Origin of the sequence: Dyella lutea (genome assembly GCF_024158035.1) — a bacterium.
GTDB lineage: Bacteria > Pseudomonadota > Gammaproteobacteria > Xanthomonadales > Rhodanobacteraceae > Dyella_A > Dyella_A lutea.
The window spans coordinates 1135043-1153991 of record NZ_JAMZEK010000001.1; the positions used below are offsets into that span (position 1 = coordinate 1135043).

General features: G+C 61.4%; 16 protein-coding genes. 6 read left to right on the top strand and 10 right to left on the bottom strand.

Features of this window, described 5'->3' with window-relative positions; all coding sequences use genetic code 11:
- Positions 1 to 82 precede the first annotated feature (82 nt).
- The 6 genes from NC595_RS05040 to NC595_RS05065 all read left to right on the top strand — a co-directional run bounded on the left by NC595_RS05040 (position 83) and on the right by NC595_RS05065 (position 7340).
- A complete protein-coding gene (locus NC595_RS05040) occupies positions 83 to 1249 on the top strand; it encodes a trans-sulfuration enzyme family protein (RefSeq protein WP_253565190.1) in 1167 nt (388 codons plus the stop codon).
- Positions 1250 to 1278: 29 nt separating this feature from the next.
- The gene (locus NC595_RS05045) at positions 1279 to 2109 is read left to right on the top strand and encodes an ABC transporter permease (RefSeq protein ID WP_253565191.1); all 831 of its coding nucleotides are present in this window, start codon (positions 1279 to 1281) and stop codon (positions 2107 to 2109) included.
- A complete protein-coding gene (locus NC595_RS05050; RefSeq protein WP_253565192.1) occupies positions 2099 to 3481 on the top strand; it encodes an ABC transporter ATP-binding protein in 1383 nt (460 codons plus the stop codon). The genes NC595_RS05045 and NC595_RS05050 overlap by 11 nt, the downstream gene beginning before the upstream one ends.
- On the top strand, positions 3478 to 4770 hold the full coding sequence (locus NC595_RS05055; RefSeq protein ID WP_253565193.1) for a sulfotransferase family protein: 1293 nt from the start codon (positions 3478 to 3480) through the stop codon (positions 4768 to 4770). Before NC595_RS05050 ends, NC595_RS05055 begins: the two co-directional genes overlap by 4 nt.
- Before the next feature lie 71 nt (positions 4771 to 4841).
- A complete protein-coding gene (locus NC595_RS05060; RefSeq protein WP_253565194.1) occupies positions 4842 to 6155 on the top strand; it encodes a rhamnosyltransferase WsaF family glycosyltransferase in 1314 nt (437 codons plus the stop codon).
- Positions 6156 to 6161: 6 nt separating this feature from the next.
- Positions 6162 to 7340: a glycosyltransferase gene (locus tag NC595_RS05065; protein ID WP_253565195.1), complete on the top strand. Its 1179-nt coding sequence runs from the start codon at positions 6162 to 6164 to the stop codon at positions 7338 to 7340.
- Between the two features lie 200 nt (positions 7341 to 7540).
- Here the strand turns inward: NC595_RS05065 and NC595_RS05070 are convergent, their stop codons facing one another.
- The 10 genes from NC595_RS05070 to NC595_RS05115 all read right to left on the bottom strand — a co-directional run bounded on the left by NC595_RS05070 (position 7541) and on the right by NC595_RS05115 (position 18948).
- Positions 7541 to 8170: a hypothetical protein gene (locus NC595_RS05070; RefSeq protein ID WP_253565196.1), complete on the bottom strand. Its 630-nt coding sequence runs from the start codon at positions 8168 to 8170 to the stop codon at positions 7541 to 7543.
- Between the two features lie 8 nt (positions 8171 to 8178).
- Positions 8179 to 9672, bottom strand: a complete 1494-nt coding sequence (locus NC595_RS05075; RefSeq protein WP_253565197.1) for an ArnT family glycosyltransferase — start codon at positions 9670 to 9672, stop codon at positions 8179 to 8181.
- A gap of 48 nt (positions 9673 to 9720) precedes the next feature.
- Positions 9721 to 10680, bottom strand: coding sequence for a glycosyltransferase family 2 protein (locus tag NC595_RS05080; protein ID WP_253565198.1), 960 nt, complete (start codon positions 10678 to 10680; stop codon positions 9721 to 9723).
- A gap of 162 nt (positions 10681 to 10842) precedes the next feature.
- Positions 10843 to 11838, bottom strand: coding sequence for a lysylphosphatidylglycerol synthase domain-containing protein (locus tag NC595_RS05085; RefSeq protein WP_253565199.1), 996 nt, complete (start codon positions 11836 to 11838; stop codon positions 10843 to 10845).
- Positions 11839 to 11880: 42 nt separating this feature from the next.
- Positions 11881 to 12807: an NAD-dependent epimerase/dehydratase family protein gene (locus tag NC595_RS05090; RefSeq protein WP_253565200.1), complete on the bottom strand. Its 927-nt coding sequence runs from the start codon at positions 12805 to 12807 to the stop codon at positions 11881 to 11883.
- Positions 12800 to 13921: a glycosyltransferase gene (locus NC595_RS05095; protein WP_253565201.1), complete on the bottom strand. Its 1122-nt coding sequence runs from the start codon at positions 13919 to 13921 to the stop codon at positions 12800 to 12802. The genes NC595_RS05090 and NC595_RS05095 overlap by 8 nt, the downstream gene beginning before the upstream one ends.
- Positions 13918 to 14655: a class I SAM-dependent methyltransferase gene (locus NC595_RS05100; RefSeq protein WP_253565202.1), complete on the bottom strand. Its 738-nt coding sequence runs from the start codon at positions 14653 to 14655 to the stop codon at positions 13918 to 13920. Before NC595_RS05100 ends, NC595_RS05095 begins: the two co-directional genes overlap by 4 nt.
- A 252-nt stretch (positions 14656 to 14907) precedes the next feature.
- The gene (locus NC595_RS05105; RefSeq protein WP_253565203.1) at positions 14908 to 15852 is read right to left on the bottom strand and encodes an electron transfer flavoprotein subunit alpha/FixB family protein; all 945 of its coding nucleotides are present in this window, start codon (positions 15850 to 15852) and stop codon (positions 14908 to 14910) included.
- 113 nt (positions 15853 to 15965) lie between these two features.
- Positions 15966 to 16712 carry an electron transfer flavoprotein subunit beta/FixA family protein gene (locus NC595_RS05110; protein ID WP_253565204.1) on the bottom strand — a complete coding sequence of 249 codons (747 nt, stop codon included), beginning with the start codon at positions 16710 to 16712 and terminating at the stop codon, positions 15966 to 15968.
- 178 nt (positions 16713 to 16890) lie between these two features.
- Positions 16891 to 18948, bottom strand: a complete 2058-nt coding sequence (locus NC595_RS05115; RefSeq protein WP_253565205.1) for a glycoside hydrolase family 99-like domain-containing protein — start codon at positions 18946 to 18948, stop codon at positions 16891 to 16893.
- Position 18949: the final 1 nt, after the last annotated feature.

The window sequence follows — 18949 nt, forward strand, 5'->3', positions numbered from 1 at the left end:
GCCGAACCCGTATTCATGTAAGCCCCTTGCAGCCGGGTACTATATCGGGCTGACGTCACGCCCACCCACAAGGACACACTCCATGGCGACAAAGCCGAATTCGGGCGCTCTTGGGCTCGGTACCCGAGCTATCCATGCTGGACAATCCCCCGATCCGGCCACCGGGGCGATCATGACCCCGATCTATGCCACGTCGACTTACGTTCAGGACAGTCCAGGGCGGCATAAGGGGTACGAATATTCCCGGACGCAGAACCCCACCCGGATGGCGTACGAACGCTGCGTGGCGGATCTCGAGGGTGGTGTTGGTGGTTTCGCCTTCGCGTCAGGGCTTGCCGCGGCTGCGACGGTGCTCGACTTGCTCGATTCGGGCAGTCATGTCATCGCCATGGATGATCTTTACGGGGGTACGTATCGCCTGTTCGAACGTGTGCGCAGGCGCTCAGCCGGCTTGGACTTCAGCTTCGTCGATCTCAACGACCCGAAAACCCTGCGTGCAGCACTTCGGCCGAATACGCGAATGATCTGGGCGGAGACACCCACGAACCCTATGCTGAAGCTGGTGGATCTGGCGAAGATTGCAGCCTTCGCAAAAAAACACGATCTCCTGCTGGTGGTCGACAACACCTTTTGCTCTCCGATGATCCAGCGTCCGCTAGAACTCGGTGCGGACTTGGTACTGCACTCGGCGACCAAATATCTGAACGGGCATTCCGACATGGTTGGGGGTGTTGTTGTCGCGGGCGCAGCGGAACTTGCCGAGCGCATGGCTTTCCTTCAGAACTCGGTGGGCGCCGTGGCCGGTCCGTTCGATTCCTTCCTCGCCATGCGGGGGCTCAAGACCTTGCATCTGCGCATGAAGGCGCATTGCGCCAGCGCTTTGGAGCTGGCGGGCTGGTTGGAAAAGCATCCGGCGATCGAGCGCGTGATCTATCCGGGGTTGAAGAGCCATCCGCAGCACGCTTTGGCCAAACGGCAGATGGATGGCTTTGGCGGCATCATCAGCGTGGAAGTCAAGGGCGGGTTGCGTCGTGCGCGCCGTATGCTCGAGCGCTGCGAGCTTTTTGCACTAGCCGAGTCGCTCGGTGGCGTTGAGAGCCTAATCGAGCATCCGGCGATCATGACTCATGCGTCGGTACCCGCTGCCAATCGCAAGCGGCTGGGAATCAGCGATGGGCTGGTGCGGTTGTCGGTGGGTGTGGAAAATGTAGATGACCTGCAGCGAGAGTTGTCCCTCGCCCTGGGGTGAGTCTCTCCTTAGTCTGCTCAGGTATAAAGATGGAAAAGTTAATCCGCAACTCCTCGAGTTGGCCTCGGGGGATTTTCACTACGGCCTTCGCTCACCGATCCCTCGTCGCCGAGTTGACCAGGAGAGAGATTCAGGGCAAGTACCGTGGTGCCAACTTTGGCATGCTCTGGACGCTAATCAGTCCGTTCTTAATGCTTGCCGTTTATGCACTCGCTTTTGGAAATATCTTGCGAAGCCGATGGCCTCAGGCTGATTCCGGGGGGAACAGCTTTGCGTTGATTCTTTTTGTGGGGTTGATCATTCACGGATTTTTTGCCGAATGCATCAGTCGCGCGCCACTGCTCGTGGTTGGTAACCCAAACTACGTCAAGCGGGTTGTATTTCCGCTTGAGGTCCTTCCTTGGCCGATGGTTTTATCGGCCCTCTTTCATTTGTTCACGAGTCTGATCGCGTTTCTGGTTCTTCAGATCTTAGTTGACCATAGGTTTGCTTGGCAGGTTGTACTGTTTCCCGTGACCATCGCCCCGCTATTCGTTCTCGCCATGGGCGTGTCCTGGTGGCTAGCAGCCCTTGGGGTCTATTTCCGGGATATCGGGCAGGTCACAAGCGTAGTCGTGACTGCCTTGCTCTTCACCTCGACGGCGATCATGCCGCTGTCTGCGGTTGCACCGGGTATTCGCTGGCTGTTCGAGCTCAACCCATTGACCTTCATCATCGATCAATCTCGCGCGGTGGCGCTCTGGGGGCACTTTCCCGATTGGGTGGGGCTTGGTCTGTACGGCCTCGTCGCCTTGCTTTTTGCCTACCTGGGTTATGGCGTCTTTATGGTGACCAAGCGAGGGTTTGCTGATGTCATCTGAGATTTCCATCCGGGTCGACGATGTCAGCAAGAGCTTCCCGATCTATGCACAGCCGCACCATCGGCTGATGCAGATGTTCTCGGTGGGCGAAGCCAAGAATCGCTGGTTCAGCGAGTTTCATGCGCTCTCGAAGGTCTCTTTCGAGATCCGAAAGGGCGAGACCGTTGGCATCATGGGCCGAAATGGATCGGGTAAATCGACGCTCTTACAGATCATCTGCGGAACGTTGGCCCCTTCCGCGGGACAGGTTCAGGTCAGTGGCCGTGTCGCTGCGCTCCTGGAGCTGGGCGCCGGTTTCAATCCAGAGTTCACCGGGAGAGAGAACGTCTTTCTTAACGGGACACTTCTCGGCCTGACCCGCGAACAGATCGAGGCCAAGCTGGACGAGATTTTTGCCTTTGCGGATATCGGCCAATTCGTCGACCAACCGGTGAAAAGCTATTCCAGCGGCATGTATATCCGGCTGGCCTTCGCCGTCGCGATCAACGTGTCGCCGGACATCCTGATCGTGGACGAAGCACTCTCTGTTGGAGACGAGGCGTTCCAGAGGAAGTGCTTTGCCCGGATCGAGCGAATCCGGAACGAAGGGGCCACCATCCTGTTCGTTTCGCATTCGGCCGGTACCGTACTGGAGCTGTGTAACAGGGCGATCATGCTTGATGGTGGTGAGCTGTTGGCAATCGGCGCCCCGAAGGAGGTCGTATCCCGCTACCAGAAGCTTCTGTACGCGCCAGCAGACATGGTGAGCGGAATTCGCGAGCGCTATCGAAAAGAACTTCACGCAATCCCCGGTGGCAAGGTCGAGCCGGCCCAATCAATTGGGCGGAACGGAGCCGCTTCTTCCATTGCTGAGGCTGCCGAACTGGCAGACGCTTACTACGACCCGGGATTGCAGTCGCAAAGTCAGCTTCGTTTCGCATCCCAGGGGGCGACGATCGAGGCGCCGTGCCTGGAGACTCTGGCGGGTGAACGCGTAAACGTCGTCCGTTCTGGGGCGGAGTATGTCTTTTCCTACTGCGCGTCATTTGCCCAACTCGGTACCGGCGTGCGTTTCGGGATGCTGATCAAGTCCGTTTCCGGGCTGGAGCTCGGGGGGGCGGTAACTTCGGGTACCTTGGATGCCATCGACGTCGTCGAGCCGGGAACTTCGGTGCGAGTACGCTTCCGCTTCCGTTGCCTTCTCGCCCCAGGGACCTATTTCCTGAACGCAGGGATCCGTGGCCGGGTCGGAGAGGAAGAGACATTTCTCGACCGCGTGGTCGATGCGTTCACCTTTAGGGTGCTGCCGGATCCTGGGCGATTGGCGACCGGCTTCATCGATTTTCACGTGCAACCGCAGGTCGAATCGGTTCAGCCAGGGGACGGGGCATGAGCGAGAGCAGCACAGCCATCCTCGTGCTCGGTATGCATCGCAGCGGCACGTCTGCCTTGACTCGGGTGCTGAACCTTCTGGGAGCCCATGTCGGAGACGATCTGCTGGCTGCCAAGGCCGACAATGCACGAGGCTTCTGGGAGCACGCCGAGGCGGTTGCCATCCATGATCGGCTGCTTACTGCGCTCGGGATGAGTTGGCACGATCCCAGAGAGCTCCCGGCAGGATGGCTGGCTTCGTCCGCCGGGAGAACGGCTGCGGGAGAGGTCGCGCGGCTGATCGAGCGGGACATGAAGGGTAAAAGGCTTTGGGCGGTCAAGGACCCCCGCATGTGTCGGCTGGCCCCTTTGTGGATTGAGGCGTTGCGTAGTCTAGGAATTGGAGCCAAGGCGGTTCTGGCCGTCCGCGACCCCTACGAAGTGGCAAGCTCCCTGCATGTACGTGACGGGTGGAGCCACCAGCACACCTATCTGATGTGGGCAGAACACCTGCTCGAGGCACTGCGCGCGACGGCGGATATTCCCCGGGCTCTGGTTTCCTACGAGCAACTTTTGGGGAACTGGCGCATGCACATAGGCCGCTTGGCTGATCAGCTTGGAATAAGCTGGGACCCGGGCCCGGAACACGCTGGTCCTGCGATCGAAGCATTCCTTACGCCTGATGAGCGGCATCATGATGTGTCGCATTCGGGGCTGGATGTCCAGTTTGGATATGTGCCTCCGACCTTTCTGAAGCGCTTGCACGCGGCTTGCGTCGAAACCAGCCTGGACGCGAATTGGCGACGACTGGATGAGTTCGATCGGCAATTCAGCGCTGTGGCCGAGGTGTTCGCCGGTCCTATGGATGAAGTGACCACCAGCCGCGACAAGGCTGCTCAGGTCGGGCTTGAGCAAGGACATCTTGCTCAGGAGCGGCTGGAGCGTATCCACCAGTTGCAGGTCGAATTGGAGGAGGCTGTCCGCAATCAGGCCAACCTTCAAACTCTTGCTGTGGAGAGAATAGAACGCATCCACCAGTTGGATGCCGCATTGGCGACTGCCACAACTGAGCGGGGTGCCTTCGAGGCACTCTCTGCGGAGAGGATTGAACGAATTCACCAGCTGCAGGCCGATCTCGCTCGGCTACAGCATGTGGAGTTGGATCTGGCATCCCGCACCAGCGAGATGCACAGCGTCAGGGATCAGCTCAAGGACCTCTCGAATCTGGCCGGTAGCCGCTGGTGGGCTTTGAAGCGTGTCGTGCGACCGCTACGACCATCACAATCCCTAAGCGCACCAGTAAAAGGATGAGCGCAGGCGGTGTTTCGAGCCGGCCCTATTGTTGAGTCGCCGCAAGATGCCCTTTTGCAATGGAGTAGTGTGTGAATCTGTTTGAGAAAATCGCCTGGTATTACCGACACCGTGGCCTCGGGGCGCTAATCGCAAGGGTGATCAATGGCCGGCCGTTGACGGCAGATCAGATATTGGGCGGCGACGTTGGAGCGACTAACCAAGGCGGTGCTCCGGCAAAATCGGGGCAGGGCTTTGCCTCGGCTCACGCCGTTTTGTCCAGGCGTTTCCTCGCGATCCAGCCCATGCGCGTGTACAGCGTACCGGGTACTGAGGAGCGCCTTAACCTGGTCACCGACAGTATCAACATGGGTTCGCTGTTCGGCGGTGTTGGTACCGCGATCCTGCTGGCTGCCATGTTGGCAACCCGTCGCGGGGCGAAACTTCGTGTCGTCACGCGGACGGAAGCACCTGATGAGCGGGGTTTTGCCCAGGTCCTAGAGTGCAACGGCCTGATGGTGCCCGGGAACGTGGAGTTCGTGCATCTCAACGTGGCCGATAGCAAGGCGCAGCTGGACGTCTGCGATGGCGACAGGTTCCTCACCACGTCCTGGTGGACTACCGCCTCGGTGCTGGGCAGCGTGGCAGCCCGCAAGGTGGACTATCTGCTCCAGGAAGATGAGCGGATGTTCTATCCGTATGGCGATGACTGGATCCGTTGCAACGAGATCATGCTGCGAAGTGATATCCGCTTCGTGATCAATACCGAGTTGCTGTACCGCCACCTGCTTGAAACGGGTATGACGCATCTGCGGGATACGGCCGTATGGTTCGAACCGGCTTTTCCGGCGCCACCTGTCCGGCAACGCCAGGGTCGGCTGGATCAAGCCAAGCGCAAGCTGTTTTTCTATGCGCGCCCCAACAATGTCCGCAACCTCTTCTATCGCGGCCTGGAGGTCCTGGACAGGGCTGTATCGGAGGGCGTGCTCGCCCCTGAGCTATGGGAGGTGGTCTTGGTCGGTAAGGACGTACCCAAGGTGCGGCTGGGCGACTCGGTCGAGCCCACGGTGCTGCCCACCATGGGATGGCGCGAATACCGGGATTTCATTGCCGGAGTGGATGCCGGGTTCTGCCTGATGTCGACTCCGCACCCCAGTTACCCGCCGCTGGACCTGGCGTCCGCGGGCTCCTTCGTGCTCACCAACAAGTTCGGCATCAAGCAGGACCTGGGTAACTACTCGCCACGCATCGTGTGTGCGGATCTCAGTACGGCGGCGCTGCTGGACGGGTTGCGGACGGTTATTGCTATGGCGGAGGGTGCTGCAGTTGGGCCAGGCGATGACGACTGGAAGGGGGCGCGGTGCTGGAAGACCAGCTTGGGCGGCGTCATCGAGTTCCTGAGGTAGTCGCCGATGTTTATCGTTTCTGAGCAACCCCACGCCTACAAGGACCCGTGGGACATTCCGTTTTCCGAGCGGTTCAGGGCCCTTTGTGCGGGAAGTCGCCGGGTGGCGTATTTCTACGAGCGGCCCGATACCAGTACGTTCCGTTACCGTGTCTACAACATGATCCAGGTACTACGAAGCCTGGGCCAGGACATCGGTGCCGGGTTCTTCGGCAACGACGACAAGGACGACTTGACGCGGGTGGTGGATGCGGCCGACGTCATCGTGATCTGCCGGGCGCGCTACAACCAGCACATCAACCAGATGATCACCCGGGCCCGTGAGCAGGGTAAGCGGGTCGTCTTCGATGTGGACGACCTAGTCTTCAATACGGACTACGTGCACCTGATTCTGCGCACGCTGGACCAGGATATCGAAGTCCCTCAGGCCTGGGACACCTGGTTCGGTTTGATCGGCCGGATCGGCGCGACGCTGCGCATGTGTGACTCAGCCATCGCCACCAACGCCTACCTCGCCAACAAGATCAGCGAATATTCCGGCCTGCCTACGGAAGTGATCCCCAATTTTTTGAACCGGGAGCAACTGGCCATCTCCGACCGCATCTTCAAAGAGAAGGTGGACTCAGGGTTTCGGCGGACCGACGCGATCCACATCGGCTACTTCAGTGGTACGCCAACCCATAATCACGACTTTGCAGTTGCAGCCAAGGCGCTTGCCGCCGCGATGAAGGAAGACACAAGGCTCCGGCTGCTTGTTGTGGGCTTTCTGGAGCTGAAAGGGGGGCTTGAGGCGTATTCCGACCGCATCGAGTTCTATCCATTGCATGATTTTGTCAATCTGCAGCGGATCATGTCGTTGGTAGAGATAAACATCGTTCCGCTAGTCGATAACGGTTTCACCAACTGCAAGTCGGAGCTGAAATACTTCGAAGCCGCTGCGGTCGGAACGTTGACCGTTGCCACGCCCATCCACAGCTACGCAAGCGCCATAACGCCAGGGGAGAACGGCTATCTCGCCAGGAGTACGGATTGGGGTGACTGCATTGGCCGGCTGTCAGATGACTTCAGAGGTTATGCGGCGATGGCGGAAAGGGCGCATGCTCACACCATGGCAACGTATGGTTGGTTCAACCAACTGGAGCGTATCGAGCGGGTGCTGTTTGGTGGCAACAGCCGTCGACGGTAGCCTAAATGACGCAGGAGGCGGACACCGGACGGCCCAAGGCGATCAAGCCACGGCACTCGCCGGGGTAGGGTCCCGTTGCCGGCAGCTTGATACATCAAGCATCGCTACTTGGTGACAACGCGTAGTACACATGGACAGTGGTCGCAGTATGTGAGTTGGAAGTATGCGTTGAAGCCCGAGAATGAAAGGTCGGTTCATGCCTAGGACAGCGCGGGCGGTCTCATAGCGAGCAGCGCAGCGACGCTGATCAACACCGATACCAGCCAGCCAAAGAAATAAGCGCCCCCGTCTAGGGCCATGATGTGCTGGGGGGACACTTCGCGGATAGAAGCAAACCGCAGTGACAACGATCGCTTCTGGTCGGCTCCATTCATTGCTGCAACTCCTAACCTAGTGTCTGCCGTCAGCCAGGCGGTTGGGGCATGTCCGGATTTGATGCCGACGCCGGTAATGGCAATTTCGAATTTCTGCCCTGCGGCGATGCCTTTGCTCGGGCAAAAGTACTTGAACTCGTTGTCCTTGAGACGGACGGACCGGATGGCCCATTGGTCGAGGTCTTTCCCTTGTCGCCAAGTGATTTCTAGAGCGCCATGATTGGTCCGCGCATAAGTGGCAAACTGAATGCCGAAGCATAGGTGACGGCCCAACTCGGCAATGATGTTCGAAGCGGGGATATCTCCTTCTTGAAGTACCTTGGTTCCATCGACGAACTCCCCCGCAGGAACCGGATGCTGGGGCTCACTCCCAACGACTCGATCAGCGACATTAAACGGTGCCAACACAGTCAATGTGAGGATACAAAGTACGATTATGGCAGCAAATCGACGCATTTCAGGTCTCAAAGTTGACCATAAAACTTAAGCACGTGGTGGAGGTAGAAGTTGTCGACGACAAGCATCGCTCCGATTGATGCGTAAAGGGCAGCTCGCGAGAGATGGTGTCCTCGCATCGGGTAAGCCAGAACTACCGCAAGAAACGGTATGACTGGATAAAAATAGCGCCCTTGGGCAGCTCGGAGCTCCCCATAGTAGGCGGCCCATACTTGCTGATACAGGAGCAGGGCAAGGAACATCACACATAAACTTCCTGTGACCAGCAGCCATGCAGTACCCGTTGCGCTTGAAATTTCACGCACTCGGATAATCACCGTCGCTAGGAGCGCAAGCAAAATAGTGCCACAGTCGATGGCCGCGAACTGCGCATGCGTTTTGGTAAGTGCGATGACTGTGGTTGCTCCTACTGCGAGAACGATTGATGTCACCCATGCCCGCCGCGAAATACGACCCGCCAGAATGCGAAAGAGGACCAGCATCGCGCTCAGAAAGAAAGTGGCCTCAAAATAAACTAGGGCGAAACCGCTGACTTGCATGGCTGTTGGTAATGCATGGATCTTATATCCCCAGTCAACGAAAATGCCCACGTAGTTGATCAGGCATTGCTGCCAAAACGGCTGCACATGCATGTATTCAAAAAATCCGACTGCGACATGGGTGTGTTGTTGGGAGGGGTCGTCAAACGACGGAATAAGGTGATGCAGTAGAAGTATGTTTCTTATCATCCAGATGCATATGGGGAGAAACATGGTCAGCCAAAGTCCGCTGGCCTGCTTAATCACTTGAAGGACAGTGGTTGTCGTTGATTTGCGGTGCCAAAGCCGGTAGCTCATGGCGAAATAGAGTGGTATTGCCAAAGCCAGGACCGTGGCTTTCGTGATCAAGCCGAGCGCAATAAAAATGGCACACCAGATCGCGTGCCGGAAGTCATTTGTGGTCGACCAGCGAGCGCACCAGAATGTGGCCCATGCAGCCAAGCAAGCCACAAGCGTGTCGTGCGACACGCCGCTGGCCTGCTGGATGAACATCGGCGTGCAGCCGAAGAAGATGGCGCAGGCGAGTGCAAGTATTCCGTTGCCGGTCGCTTCGGTGATCAGGCAAATGAAACCAAAGATGGTCATTGCCCCGAACAGTGCGCTGACCAAGCGAACGCTGCGCACTTGAGACTCGAAGCTCAACCCCATGGCGCGGGCGGCGACCAATGACGGCGCTGCGAGCATATAGTAGAGAGGCGGGTGCTGTGCGATCCAGTTAAGGCCAGGTGTTTGATTCGGCCCGAATTGGGAGGCTGTTACATCTTCTCCCATCTGGGCCTGGCCCAGAACCGGTATATCTCCGTGGGAGATATCTTCCACATACGAATAATGGCCGGTTTCATCGGGAATTACCCACAAGGGAGTAATGAAAAATGCATAGGCCGCGTATTTCAGGAAAAAAGCGAGAACAATCACCCCGACGAGCGCGGGATGCAGAGCTTTGCGCTTTTGGCTTGATTCCATGACCTTGGGGCCGCCTTCTTTATGTTTATGCTGGATGACTGCCGGTTCTTATAAACCCTTTGCTTCTCGGTGCGGAATAAACTCCTGCTTTTGATGGACGCGAACTTGTTCCAGCAGCTTGCGGTTAGTGGTGATCAGGTCGGCAATGAATCCCATCATGTAAAAAAGCATCCCAAGAGTGATGCATAGAGATGCAAGGATGACCGACTGGATATGCCCCGCGCCGCCATCTACCGAATAGAAGTATAGGAAGCGTACGCCGCCGAGAAGACCTAGGCACATGAACATGGAACCCACCCAAAAAAACAAGGTGAGCGGGCGATAGATGACGAACACACGTAGTATGGTCAACAACGAGCGCCGCACGTAGCTGGAGATGCTCTTGACCAGCCGCGACGGGCGCAGATCACCATTGGTGCGGATAGGCACCGAGGCGATCCGCAGGTTGCTCTGCCCCGCCTGGATGATGGTTTCCAGCGTGTAGGTATAGGCGCTGAAGACATTCAGTCGCATGGCGGCCTCGCGGGACATGGCGCGAAAACCGCTTGGCGCATCCGCAACATCGGTGTTGCTGGCGACGCGCACGGCCCAGCTTCCCAGCCGCTGCAGCTTTTTCTTGATCCAGGAGAAATGCTCCGTGTCGTCAATCGGCCGTGCGCCAATCACGATATCGGCTTGTTGCGCGAGCACGGGCGCCGTGAGCTTGGGGATGTCAGCGCCGCAGTACTGGTTGTCAGCGTCCGTGTTCACAATGACGTCTGCACCGAGTTTGAGGCAGGCGTTCAATCCACTCATGAAGCCGACGGCCAGACCCCGGTTGACGGGATGGCGAACCACGTGATGAACCCCATTTTCTCTGGCCACTTCCGCGGTGTTGTCCGTAGAGCCGTCATCGATGATCAGCCACTCGACGGAGTCGAAGCCCTCGACCTCCCGGGGCAGGTCCGCCAGTGCGATCGCCAGTGTCTCGGCTTCGTTGAGGCAGGGGATCTGGATGATGAGTTTCATCGCTCTTCCTTGGTACTGGGAGACGCAGGGGCGTCGATCTGGCGTATGTGACGCCCTTCTCCGGTAAGGTGCCGTGGCCCACCATTCTGGCGGCCACCCGATTTTGGCTCAATGGCCGATGCGTCATTCAGGCAGGCCCGGGCGGGCCGGGGCCATGGCGCGTTATTCGTCAACTCTACCGGCAGGGCGTCGCAGAACAAATGCGCTGCCCCATGCAAAATTGAGCAGGTCGCCCAGCGTGGTTGCGATACGCAGCATGACCACGAGAAGAACCACGTCTGCCGGTGCGAGAACGCCGCTGAGCCAGGCGCTCAGCAGAGCCTCGCGAATGCCGAGGCCCGCGGGAGCCCCCGGTGCGATGAAGCCTAGTATCCAGCTGCTTGCGAAGGCCCCCACGAAGAACAGCACGCCCGGAATCGTGGCCGTTCCGGCGACTAGCGCATGGGCGACAAACCAGAGGCCGGTGCCGATCAACACGAAGCTGCTGCCGTAGAGCGCATAGCAGGCAATAACAGTGCCCGGGTCCAGGTGCAGGCGGGCCGGTGCCGCGTCGATGCCGGACGATGGTCCCGATCGCATCCGTCCAAGCCAGACCGCGAACCGAGGCGCCAGCCACAGGGCCGCCACCGCGAACAAGGTGACGGCGACGAGCAGTGGCAACCGATACTCGGTCATTCGCCATGTCAGTATCGCTGCCGGTGGCGACCACAGCAGAGTAAGCGCACCAATGTGCGCGCTGGCCACGAGGGCGAGCAGCAGCTCGTATGCAACCGAGAAGACGGCTGCCGACAATGTCACGCCAGCGCTGCGCGCAAGCGCGATTCTGCCGAGATGCTGGGCTACGTTGCCGGGAAGGTACTTGCCGAACTGCGTCGTTGCGACAATCGGCAGCAGGCGGCCCAGGCGGGCCGGCTGCCGCAGCGACCGGAGCAGGCGAGTCCAGGCCAGCGACGTCGTGAGAATGGACGCGGCATACAGCAGCGTCAGACATGCTCCTGCGAGCACGACCTTGCCGTCGAGCAGGGCGGAGAGGTCCTTGCCGGCAAGAGCACGGTGCGCATACAGGACGAAATAGGCGCCCGCGGCGAGCGCCAGCAAAATGCCGAAGGCCTTCAGAAGATGCTTCATCATGAAAAGTGCCGGGGCGAGTTCGGGCATGCGCAGCGACCGGGCGGCATCGGCTGGTCGCTGGTGCAAGGCTTATTTGGCGGCACGACGGAACTGCTCCCAGGTTTGTCGCAGGCCCGCTTCCAGTGATGTCCGGTGATGCCAGCCGAATACCTGTGCCGCCAGGCCGGGGTCCATGGCAATGCACGAGGCATCGACAGCGCGGCCCTGGTCATAGGTGCGCTGCAGCGTCTTGCCCGTGACAGATTCGATGGCGGAAAGGAGTTCGTTGAGGCTGATGCTGGTGCCGCTGCATGCATTGAACGTGCGTACGCCCGCTGTTGTCGGGCTGGTCAGCGCTAGGGCACACAGTTCGACCAGATCATCAATGTAGATGTAATCGCGCCGGGCGGACCCATCCCCCCAAATGTGCATCACATCGCCGCGCAGCAGAGTGCCGAACGCTGCAGGAATGACGCCGAACCCCTGGCGCTCGGGTTGGCCTGGGCCGTAGACGTTGGAGGGCCTGAGAATCGTCGCGCCGCCGCCGACCTGATGGCTCCAGGCGGAGATGAAAGTCTCGGCGGCGAGCTTGGCCGCGCCATGGTAAGAGCGCGGCTGAAGCCTCGCCGATTCACTTGAAGGTTCGGTAGTCGTGTCGGCGTACAGCGAGCCACCGGAGGACATGTACAGAAGACCGACCTGCGGATGTCGGTGCAGGGCCTGCAGCAAGGCGGCGGTGAAGTGAAGGTTTGTCTCGATTTCCTGGAGGGGCCGCGCGGCCGATGTTCCTGGGGTGGACGTCGTGGCCAGATGCACGACTGCCCGACTTCGCCGCAGCAGTGGTTCAAATTGCTCAGGTTCCCGAAAGTCCCCGGCGACCGTCTCGATCAGGGCGTGGGAGGTGTCACCACCGCTGTGGCTCACCGCAATCACGGGTACGCCCCGCTTCGCCAGCGTTTGCGTGAGACTCCGGCCGATAAAGCCACCCGCCCCGAGAATCAGGATCGCGTCAGGCACGTCCGCTGTCCCCGAGCAACTGCTCGTAGACCGTGACGTAGCGCCTGGCGCAGTCGTCCCACGTCCCCAGCTCGTCGCTGACATGCCGACGTGCGGCCAAGCCGAACTGGCGATTGGTCGAAGCTTCTTCCAGCGTCCGCAGTGCTTCGTCGTAGCTCTGCGGCGAATCGCATAGCAGCCCGGTTTCCCCGTCGATCACCACCGTGGCATGCGCCGGCATGCGTGACGCGACAATCGGCAGCCCCGCGGCCATCGCTTCAAGCATGACCTGGGGGCGTCCTTCGGCGTGACGACTCAGCGTAATCAATCCGCAAGCCTGCGGAAACCACTCGGCGGCGAGCTGTTCCGGTGCGGCCGGACCGTGGTAATGCACCCACGACGGCACGTCGATGGTCTGCTCCATCGGGCCGAACAGGTGCAGCTCGCGAGAGCCGCCTTCGAAGAGCGGGCGCGACCACTCGAAAAGCGGCCCCATCTTGTCTTCGGTCAACCGAGCGACAACGAGCCAGCGCGTGGGTGCTTCGGTGACAGCCTTGCGCTCAATCGCGTACCAGACCGGATCGATTCCGAACGAAATGGGGTGGATCGTGGCGATATCGCCAAATGCCTTCTGAAGTGGTTCCGCCATCCATTCGGCATTGGGGCAGATGGCCACCTTTCGCTTGCGCATCACGCGGCGCAGAAGCGGGCGCATCAGTGGCAGGCTGAGCAATTTCAGGTCATTGCCCAGCACCGTGATCAAGGCCGGCTTACCGTCATCTGGCAGGGGTAGGGCCGACTGCAGCCAGTTGATGTGATAGATGTCGACATCTCGCTGCCGGCGATACGCCGAAGCCAGCAGCTGCAGCAGTTTGATCGGTGAAAGCAGTGCGCGGATGCCGCCGCTACGCATCATGTGCGAAATGCCGCCCTTGTCGACGAGCTCGCCCAGCCATTTGCTGTCCGCGGGCGTGGTGGCCCTGACGACACCCTCGGGCAACTCGCCCGGCGGCGCCCATACATCAAGCGCGAGCCCCGGCGTGCGAGCCAGTCCGAACACCATGTTCCTGATGAATACGCCACGCCAACCGGCTGCATCGCGGGGATACATGGTGCTTGTCAGGAAAACCTTCATTTCGTGCTTCCATCACTCGCCGCGGGCTCTGCACGCTTGCGCAGTTCCAGATGGTGTCCGGTGGCGATATTTTTCCAGTCCGGCCAAACGATCGACATTAGCCAGGCCAATACATTGGTCGCGACGATCGCGAGTAGCGCAAAGGGCAGCAGGAGAGTCTTGGATACGCCTCTCCTCGCATCCACGCCGCCTGCAATCGCCAGGCACATCATCAGACCGGCCGCACGGATCGCATGCCCTGTCCGGTCGAGCGAAACCACCTCCAGCGAAGCGCGCGACACGTCCCGCCGCAAGCCGAACTCGGTGTACCGCTGGAAGTCGAAAGGCTCGTTGTGGAGTGGATACAGGAACGGCATCGACACCCACGCCCTGCCGCCGGGCTTGAGCACGCGTGCGATTTCAGTGATTGCCCGCGCCGGATCGGGTACATGCTCGATGACTTCCAGACACACCACGCCGTCCACGCATTGGTCGGCCAGGGGCAGGCTGCAGGCATCGGCGAAAATATCCGGACGCGCACCGTAAAACTCGTTGCCGGTGGCTGGATAGTCGAGCGCGACATAGCTTGTAGCCGGGGGCAGGTGGGCCGAGATCCAGCGGTCGGCGGCGCCGATGTCCATGATCACGCCGGTGGCCTGATCCAGTCCGCGGGGGGGCTTGCGTCGGCCCAGCAGCCATTGCGGATGAATCGGAGTGCGTCGGAGTAGCCGCGCCCATTCACGTACCAGGCTCATGTGTTGCACTCCGCCAGGCATTGCGATGTTGCATCCGTCCTGGCTTGCGATGCCGGACACTTGGAGTGGATGGACCCTCGCGACGCGAGACCGTGTTGATTCATCGACTGTTCCGACCCGGGGCGAAATGGGCGTTCATGCTAGACCAATCGCCAGGACTGTGGGCGCCACGCGGTGGCGCCGATCAGTGACCGGCATTAGGGCAAGCTGTTGTTCGGTCTCCAGCGGTGAGGGTGAGGCGCGCGACTCGACTCAGCTCAGCGCCTGCTCGAGTTCCGGGATGATCTTGAACAGGTCCCCGACGAGGCCGATGTCCGCTACCTCGAAGATCGGCGCCTCGCCATCCTTGTTGATCGCCACGATGGTGCCGGCGTCCTTGATGCCCGTGAGGTGCTGGATGGCGCCGGAGATGCCGATGGCCATGTACAGCTCGGGGGCGATGATCTTGCCGGTCTGGCCCACCTGCATTTCGTTCGGGCAGTAGCCGGCGTCGACAGCGGCGCGCGAGGCGCCCACGGCGGCGCCGATCCTGTCGGCGAATTTGTAGATGATGTCGAAATTCTCCTTCGAGCCGACGCCGCGGCCACCGGACACCACCTTGCTTGCGCTCTGCAGGTCGGGGCGGTCGCTCGAGCCCTGCTGCAGTTCCACGAAGCGGGTATGCGACGGCAGCGTCGTGTCCACGGTCAGCGTCTCGATCGGTGCGTTGTTCGCGCCGCTGGCGGCGGCGCCCCAGGATGCCGTACGGATGGTCGCGACCACGGTGTGCGAGGCATCGGCTTGGACAGTGACGATGGCGTTGCCGGCGTAGATCGGTCGGGTGAAGGTGTGTGCGCCTTCCACGGTCATCACGTCGCTGACCTGGGCCACGCCGAGCAGGGCGGCCACGCGGGGGGCGAGGTCCTTGCCGAAGGTCGTCGACGGCGCGAGGACGTGGCTGTAGCCGTTGGCCGCCTTGGCGATCTGTGGCGCCAGCACGGCCGCCAGCGGGTGCGCGTTCTCGGCCCGGGCGACGGTCAGCACTCGGCTGACACCTTCGATCTTTGCCGCTTCACCGGCGATGGCATCGACGCTGTCAGCCAGTACCAGCACGTCGATGGCTTCGGGCTTGATGGCGGCGGCGGCGCTCACGGCGCGCGCGGTAGCGGGGTTGAGCTTGCCGTGCAGGTGCTCGGCGATGACGAGGATCTTGCTCATGGATGTCTCCGGTTTTCCGAGTAGGAGCCCGCTTGCGGGCGATGCTGTTGATCTGATGCCGATTCAGAGCGAAGAGCATCGCCCGCGAGCGGGCTCCTACAGATGATGGGGGGTTACAGCAGGCCTTTCTGCTTGAGCGCCGCGACCAGCTCGGCCGCGTCCTTCACCATCACGCCCTTGCTGCGCTTGGCGGGCGCGGCGTAGCGGGTGGTGGTGAGGTGGTCGTGCGCTTCCACGCCCAGCGAGGCGAATTCGATCGTGTCGATCGGCTTGGACTTGGCCTTCATGATGTCCGGCAGCTTGATGAAGCGCGGCTCGTTGAGGCGCAGGTCGGTGGTCACCACGGCGGGCAGTTCGGCCTCGATCACTTCCAGGCCGGCATCCACTTCGCGCGTTACCGTGGCCTTGCCGTCGGCGATCTCCAGCTTGCTGGCGAAGGTGGCCTGCGGACGGTCCCACAGCGCAGCCAGCATCTGGCCGGTCTGGTTGGCGTCGTCGTCGATCGCCTGCTTGCCCATCAGCACCAGGCCCGGCTGTTCCTTCTCCACCAGCTTGAGGAAGGTGCGCGCGGCGGTGAGCGGCTGCACGGCCTCGCTGGTGACCACGTGGATGGCGCGGTTCGCGCCCATCGCCAGGCCGTTGCGCAGGTGTGCGGTGAGGTCGGCCGGGCCGATACCGACGACCACGACCTCGGTCGCGATGCCCTTTTCGCGCAGGCGCAGGGCTTCTTCCAGTGCGATGTCGTCGAAGGGATTGGCGGAGAGCTTGACGCCGTCGGTCACCACGCCGGTGCCGTCGGGCTTGACCTGGATGCGGACGTTGTAGTCCACGACGCGCTTGTAGCCGACCAGAATCTTCATTCGCGTTTCCTTGGGAGTTGCCGGCCGCAGGGGCCTGAAATCGAACGCCCATTGTAACCCGATAGCGCTTTCCGTGCGCCCGCGTATGGTTGCTCTGGACGAGCGCCCGGCAAGACTGTCTGTCCTGTCGCCCGGTAGCGACCGCGCAGCGGGGGCTTTCTATTGGCGACCGGCGCGCTCAGCTGCGCCGCGCGTAAGGGAAGGGACGATCATCCGGCGTCGACTCGCCGCAGACTCGTCCGGCCGTATCGGTCCGGTAGCCGGCGTGCCGCGCGGAGAGGAGGAATACACGCTCCACCGCGTGGGCCAGGGTGCCGTCCACCTGACCGGCCTCGGCCTCGAATTCGTCGATGCCAAGGTGTGCGTCGAACAGCGGCCGCAAGGCATCCAGCCGCAGCCAGAACATGCTTCCGGCGATGAAGTGCTCATTATCGAGGTCGAGGGGAGGCAGGCCGAGCCGGGCGACCAGGTATTCGCTGGCTTCGCGGTTCGCTCCCCAGTAATGGCCAAGACGTTGAATATGACCGTCCGCTGCAACCAACCCCAGCGAGGCATCGTCGCCGAAGGCTTGAAGCATCCTCTGTGCACGCTGTCGCTCCAGCAGGCCTTGGAGCAGCTCGTGTCGCCAGGTCTCGCCGTCCTGCCGGTGCAGCGAGCGCTTGGTGTGGAGCTTCAGCACGACCTGCACCCCTTCGTCGAGCAGACGGTCGGCGAGCCGGAGAAAAGGCAGGATGTCGCGGCCGCGGTTCTCCCCCGTCACGATCTCGCCGTCGGTGCCTGCGCGTGCCATGGCCAGGCGTACGGCATCCGACTTGTCCGGGGTCGTGGTCACGAACAGCCGCCAGTCCAGGCCCGAGGCTTTGAGGCGATCGAGGATCTCGCCCAGTACCTCCGGGTACCACGCGTGGATCACGGCGCAGGGGCGCGGGTCAGGTTCTACGGGGGGCTGCATCGCGGCGCGCGTGGCATGCAGCCACGCATGTCCGAGCCGCGCATCCGGTTCGAGCACGGCGCCCTCGGCCCACTCGTTCCACGCATTGATGAACACCAGCGGCGACCGATCAGGAGGCTGCGTGGCGGAGGCGTGCGCGATGCTTCGGCGCAGCCATTCACCGTACGAGCGAGGCGACGCGTGCATGAAAACGCGGCCCCGCCCGGAGCGACGCGGCTCGTTGTCCCAGCCCGGGTTGACCGCCGGATAAAGCGTATAAGACGGCTTCGGCAGCTCGGTGGCCGCGAGCTCGCGCCAGTCGTGGATATCGCCGCGGAAGTCGGGGTTGATCAGCCGGAAGCGGTCGGTGATCGGCCTGGGCGTGATGTTGTTCGGCGGGAAAGCCACGGCCGCGTCGAAGCCGATGTCCGCCGGATCCACGTTGTCGAAACTCCGCACGTAGGCGAGATGGATCTCGCCGATGCCGTGCTCGCGGCACCAACGGCGCCAGCGTTCGGCGGTCATCCGTGGCTCGGGCAGCAGCCCCGGGCGGTAGACCAGCAGCATGGGCTTGCCGCCTACGCGCAGGTAGCGCGGGTCGAGCAGGTATTCCGCCGCGTGCGCGATGAAGGCGAGGTCGTCCTCCGGACTGTGCCGCTGCGCGATCAGTACGTGATCGGTACGGCCATCCCATCGCCGCGACCAGTTCTCGTTCGCCCAGCACAGGCAGATCGGGAGGTCCAGCGTCGGATCGTCCAGCCATTGCCGCAACGGTTGCTCGAGCAGGGTCGTCCCTGCGAACCAGTAGAAGTAGCTGCAAAACGCGCCGATGCCGTACTCGCGCGCCAGGCGCATCTGCTGGCGCATGGCGTCGGGCAGTCGCAGGTCGTAGAAGCCCAGTGCACCGGGCAGCCGGGGCTGGATGTGGCCTTCGAACTGCGGCAGCGCGCGCGTCACGTTGCGCCATTCGGTGAAGCCTTCGCCCCACCACGCATCGTTCTCCGGGATCGGATGGAACTGCGGCAGGTAGAACGCCACCAGCGTGGCCGGGAGTGGCTCGGGCAGGGCGCCGGGAACGTGCTCCCGATAGCCGAGCGCACGACCGCCCGCATGGCGGAAAGGCCTCCGCGAGGTTGCATCCGCAGGTGCGTCCTGCCCGCGCGGTCCCTCCGGCACCAGCCCGGTGTACCGGTCAAGGAAGCGCTGACGCCAGCGGTCGCGCACGCCCGTTGGCAACGGAAGCAGGCGGAATGCCTGGCGCAGGGCCGAGAACAAGGGGCGGCGGAGGCGGTCGGGAAGCGGCATG

Coding starts and splice junctions, on each gene's coding strand:
- NC595_RS05040 (WP_253565190.1), top strand. CDS start 83: ATGGCGACAAAGCCGAATTCGGGCGCTCTTGGGCTCGGTACCCGAGCT.
- NC595_RS05045 (WP_253565191.1), top strand. CDS start 1,279: ATGGAAAAGTTAATCCGCAACTCCTCGAGTTGGCCTCGGGGGATTTTC.
- NC595_RS05050 (WP_253565192.1), top strand. CDS start 2,099: ATGTCATCTGAGATTTCCATCCGGGTCGACGATGTCAGCAAGAGCTTC.
- NC595_RS05055 (WP_253565193.1), top strand. CDS start 3,478: ATGAGCGAGAGCAGCACAGCCATCCTCGTGCTCGGTATGCATCGCAGC.
- NC595_RS05065 (WP_253565195.1), top strand. CDS start 6,162: ATGTTTATCGTTTCTGAGCAACCCCACGCCTACAAGGACCCGTGGGAC.
- NC595_RS05070 (WP_253565196.1), bottom strand. CDS start 8,170: ATGCGTCGATTTGCTGCCATAATCGTACTTTGTATCCTCACATTGACT.
- NC595_RS05075 (WP_253565197.1), bottom strand. CDS start 9,672: ATGGAATCAAGCCAAAAGCGCAAAGCTCTGCATCCCGCGCTCGTCGGG.
- NC595_RS05080 (WP_253565198.1), bottom strand. CDS start 10,680: ATGAAACTCATCATCCAGATCCCCTGCCTCAACGAAGCCGAGACACTG.
- NC595_RS05085 (WP_253565199.1), bottom strand. CDS start 11,838: ATGCCCGAACTCGCCCCGGCACTTTTCATGATGAAGCATCTTCTGAAG.
- NC595_RS05095 (WP_253565201.1), bottom strand. CDS start 13,921: ATGAAGGTTTTCCTGACAAGCACCATGTATCCCCGCGATGCAGCCGGT.
- NC595_RS05100 (WP_253565202.1), bottom strand. CDS start 14,655: ATGAGCCTGGTACGTGAATGGGCGCGGCTACTCCGACGCACTCCGATT.
- NC595_RS05105 (WP_253565203.1), bottom strand. CDS start 15,852: ATGAGCAAGATCCTCGTCATCGCCGAGCACCTGCACGGCAAGCTCAAC.
- NC595_RS05110 (WP_253565204.1), bottom strand. CDS start 16,712: ATGAAGATTCTGGTCGGCTACAAGCGCGTCGTGGACTACAACGTCCGC.
- NC595_RS05115 (WP_253565205.1), bottom strand. CDS start 18,948: ATGCCGCTTCCCGACCGCCTCCGCCGCCCCTTGTTCTCGGCCCTGCGC.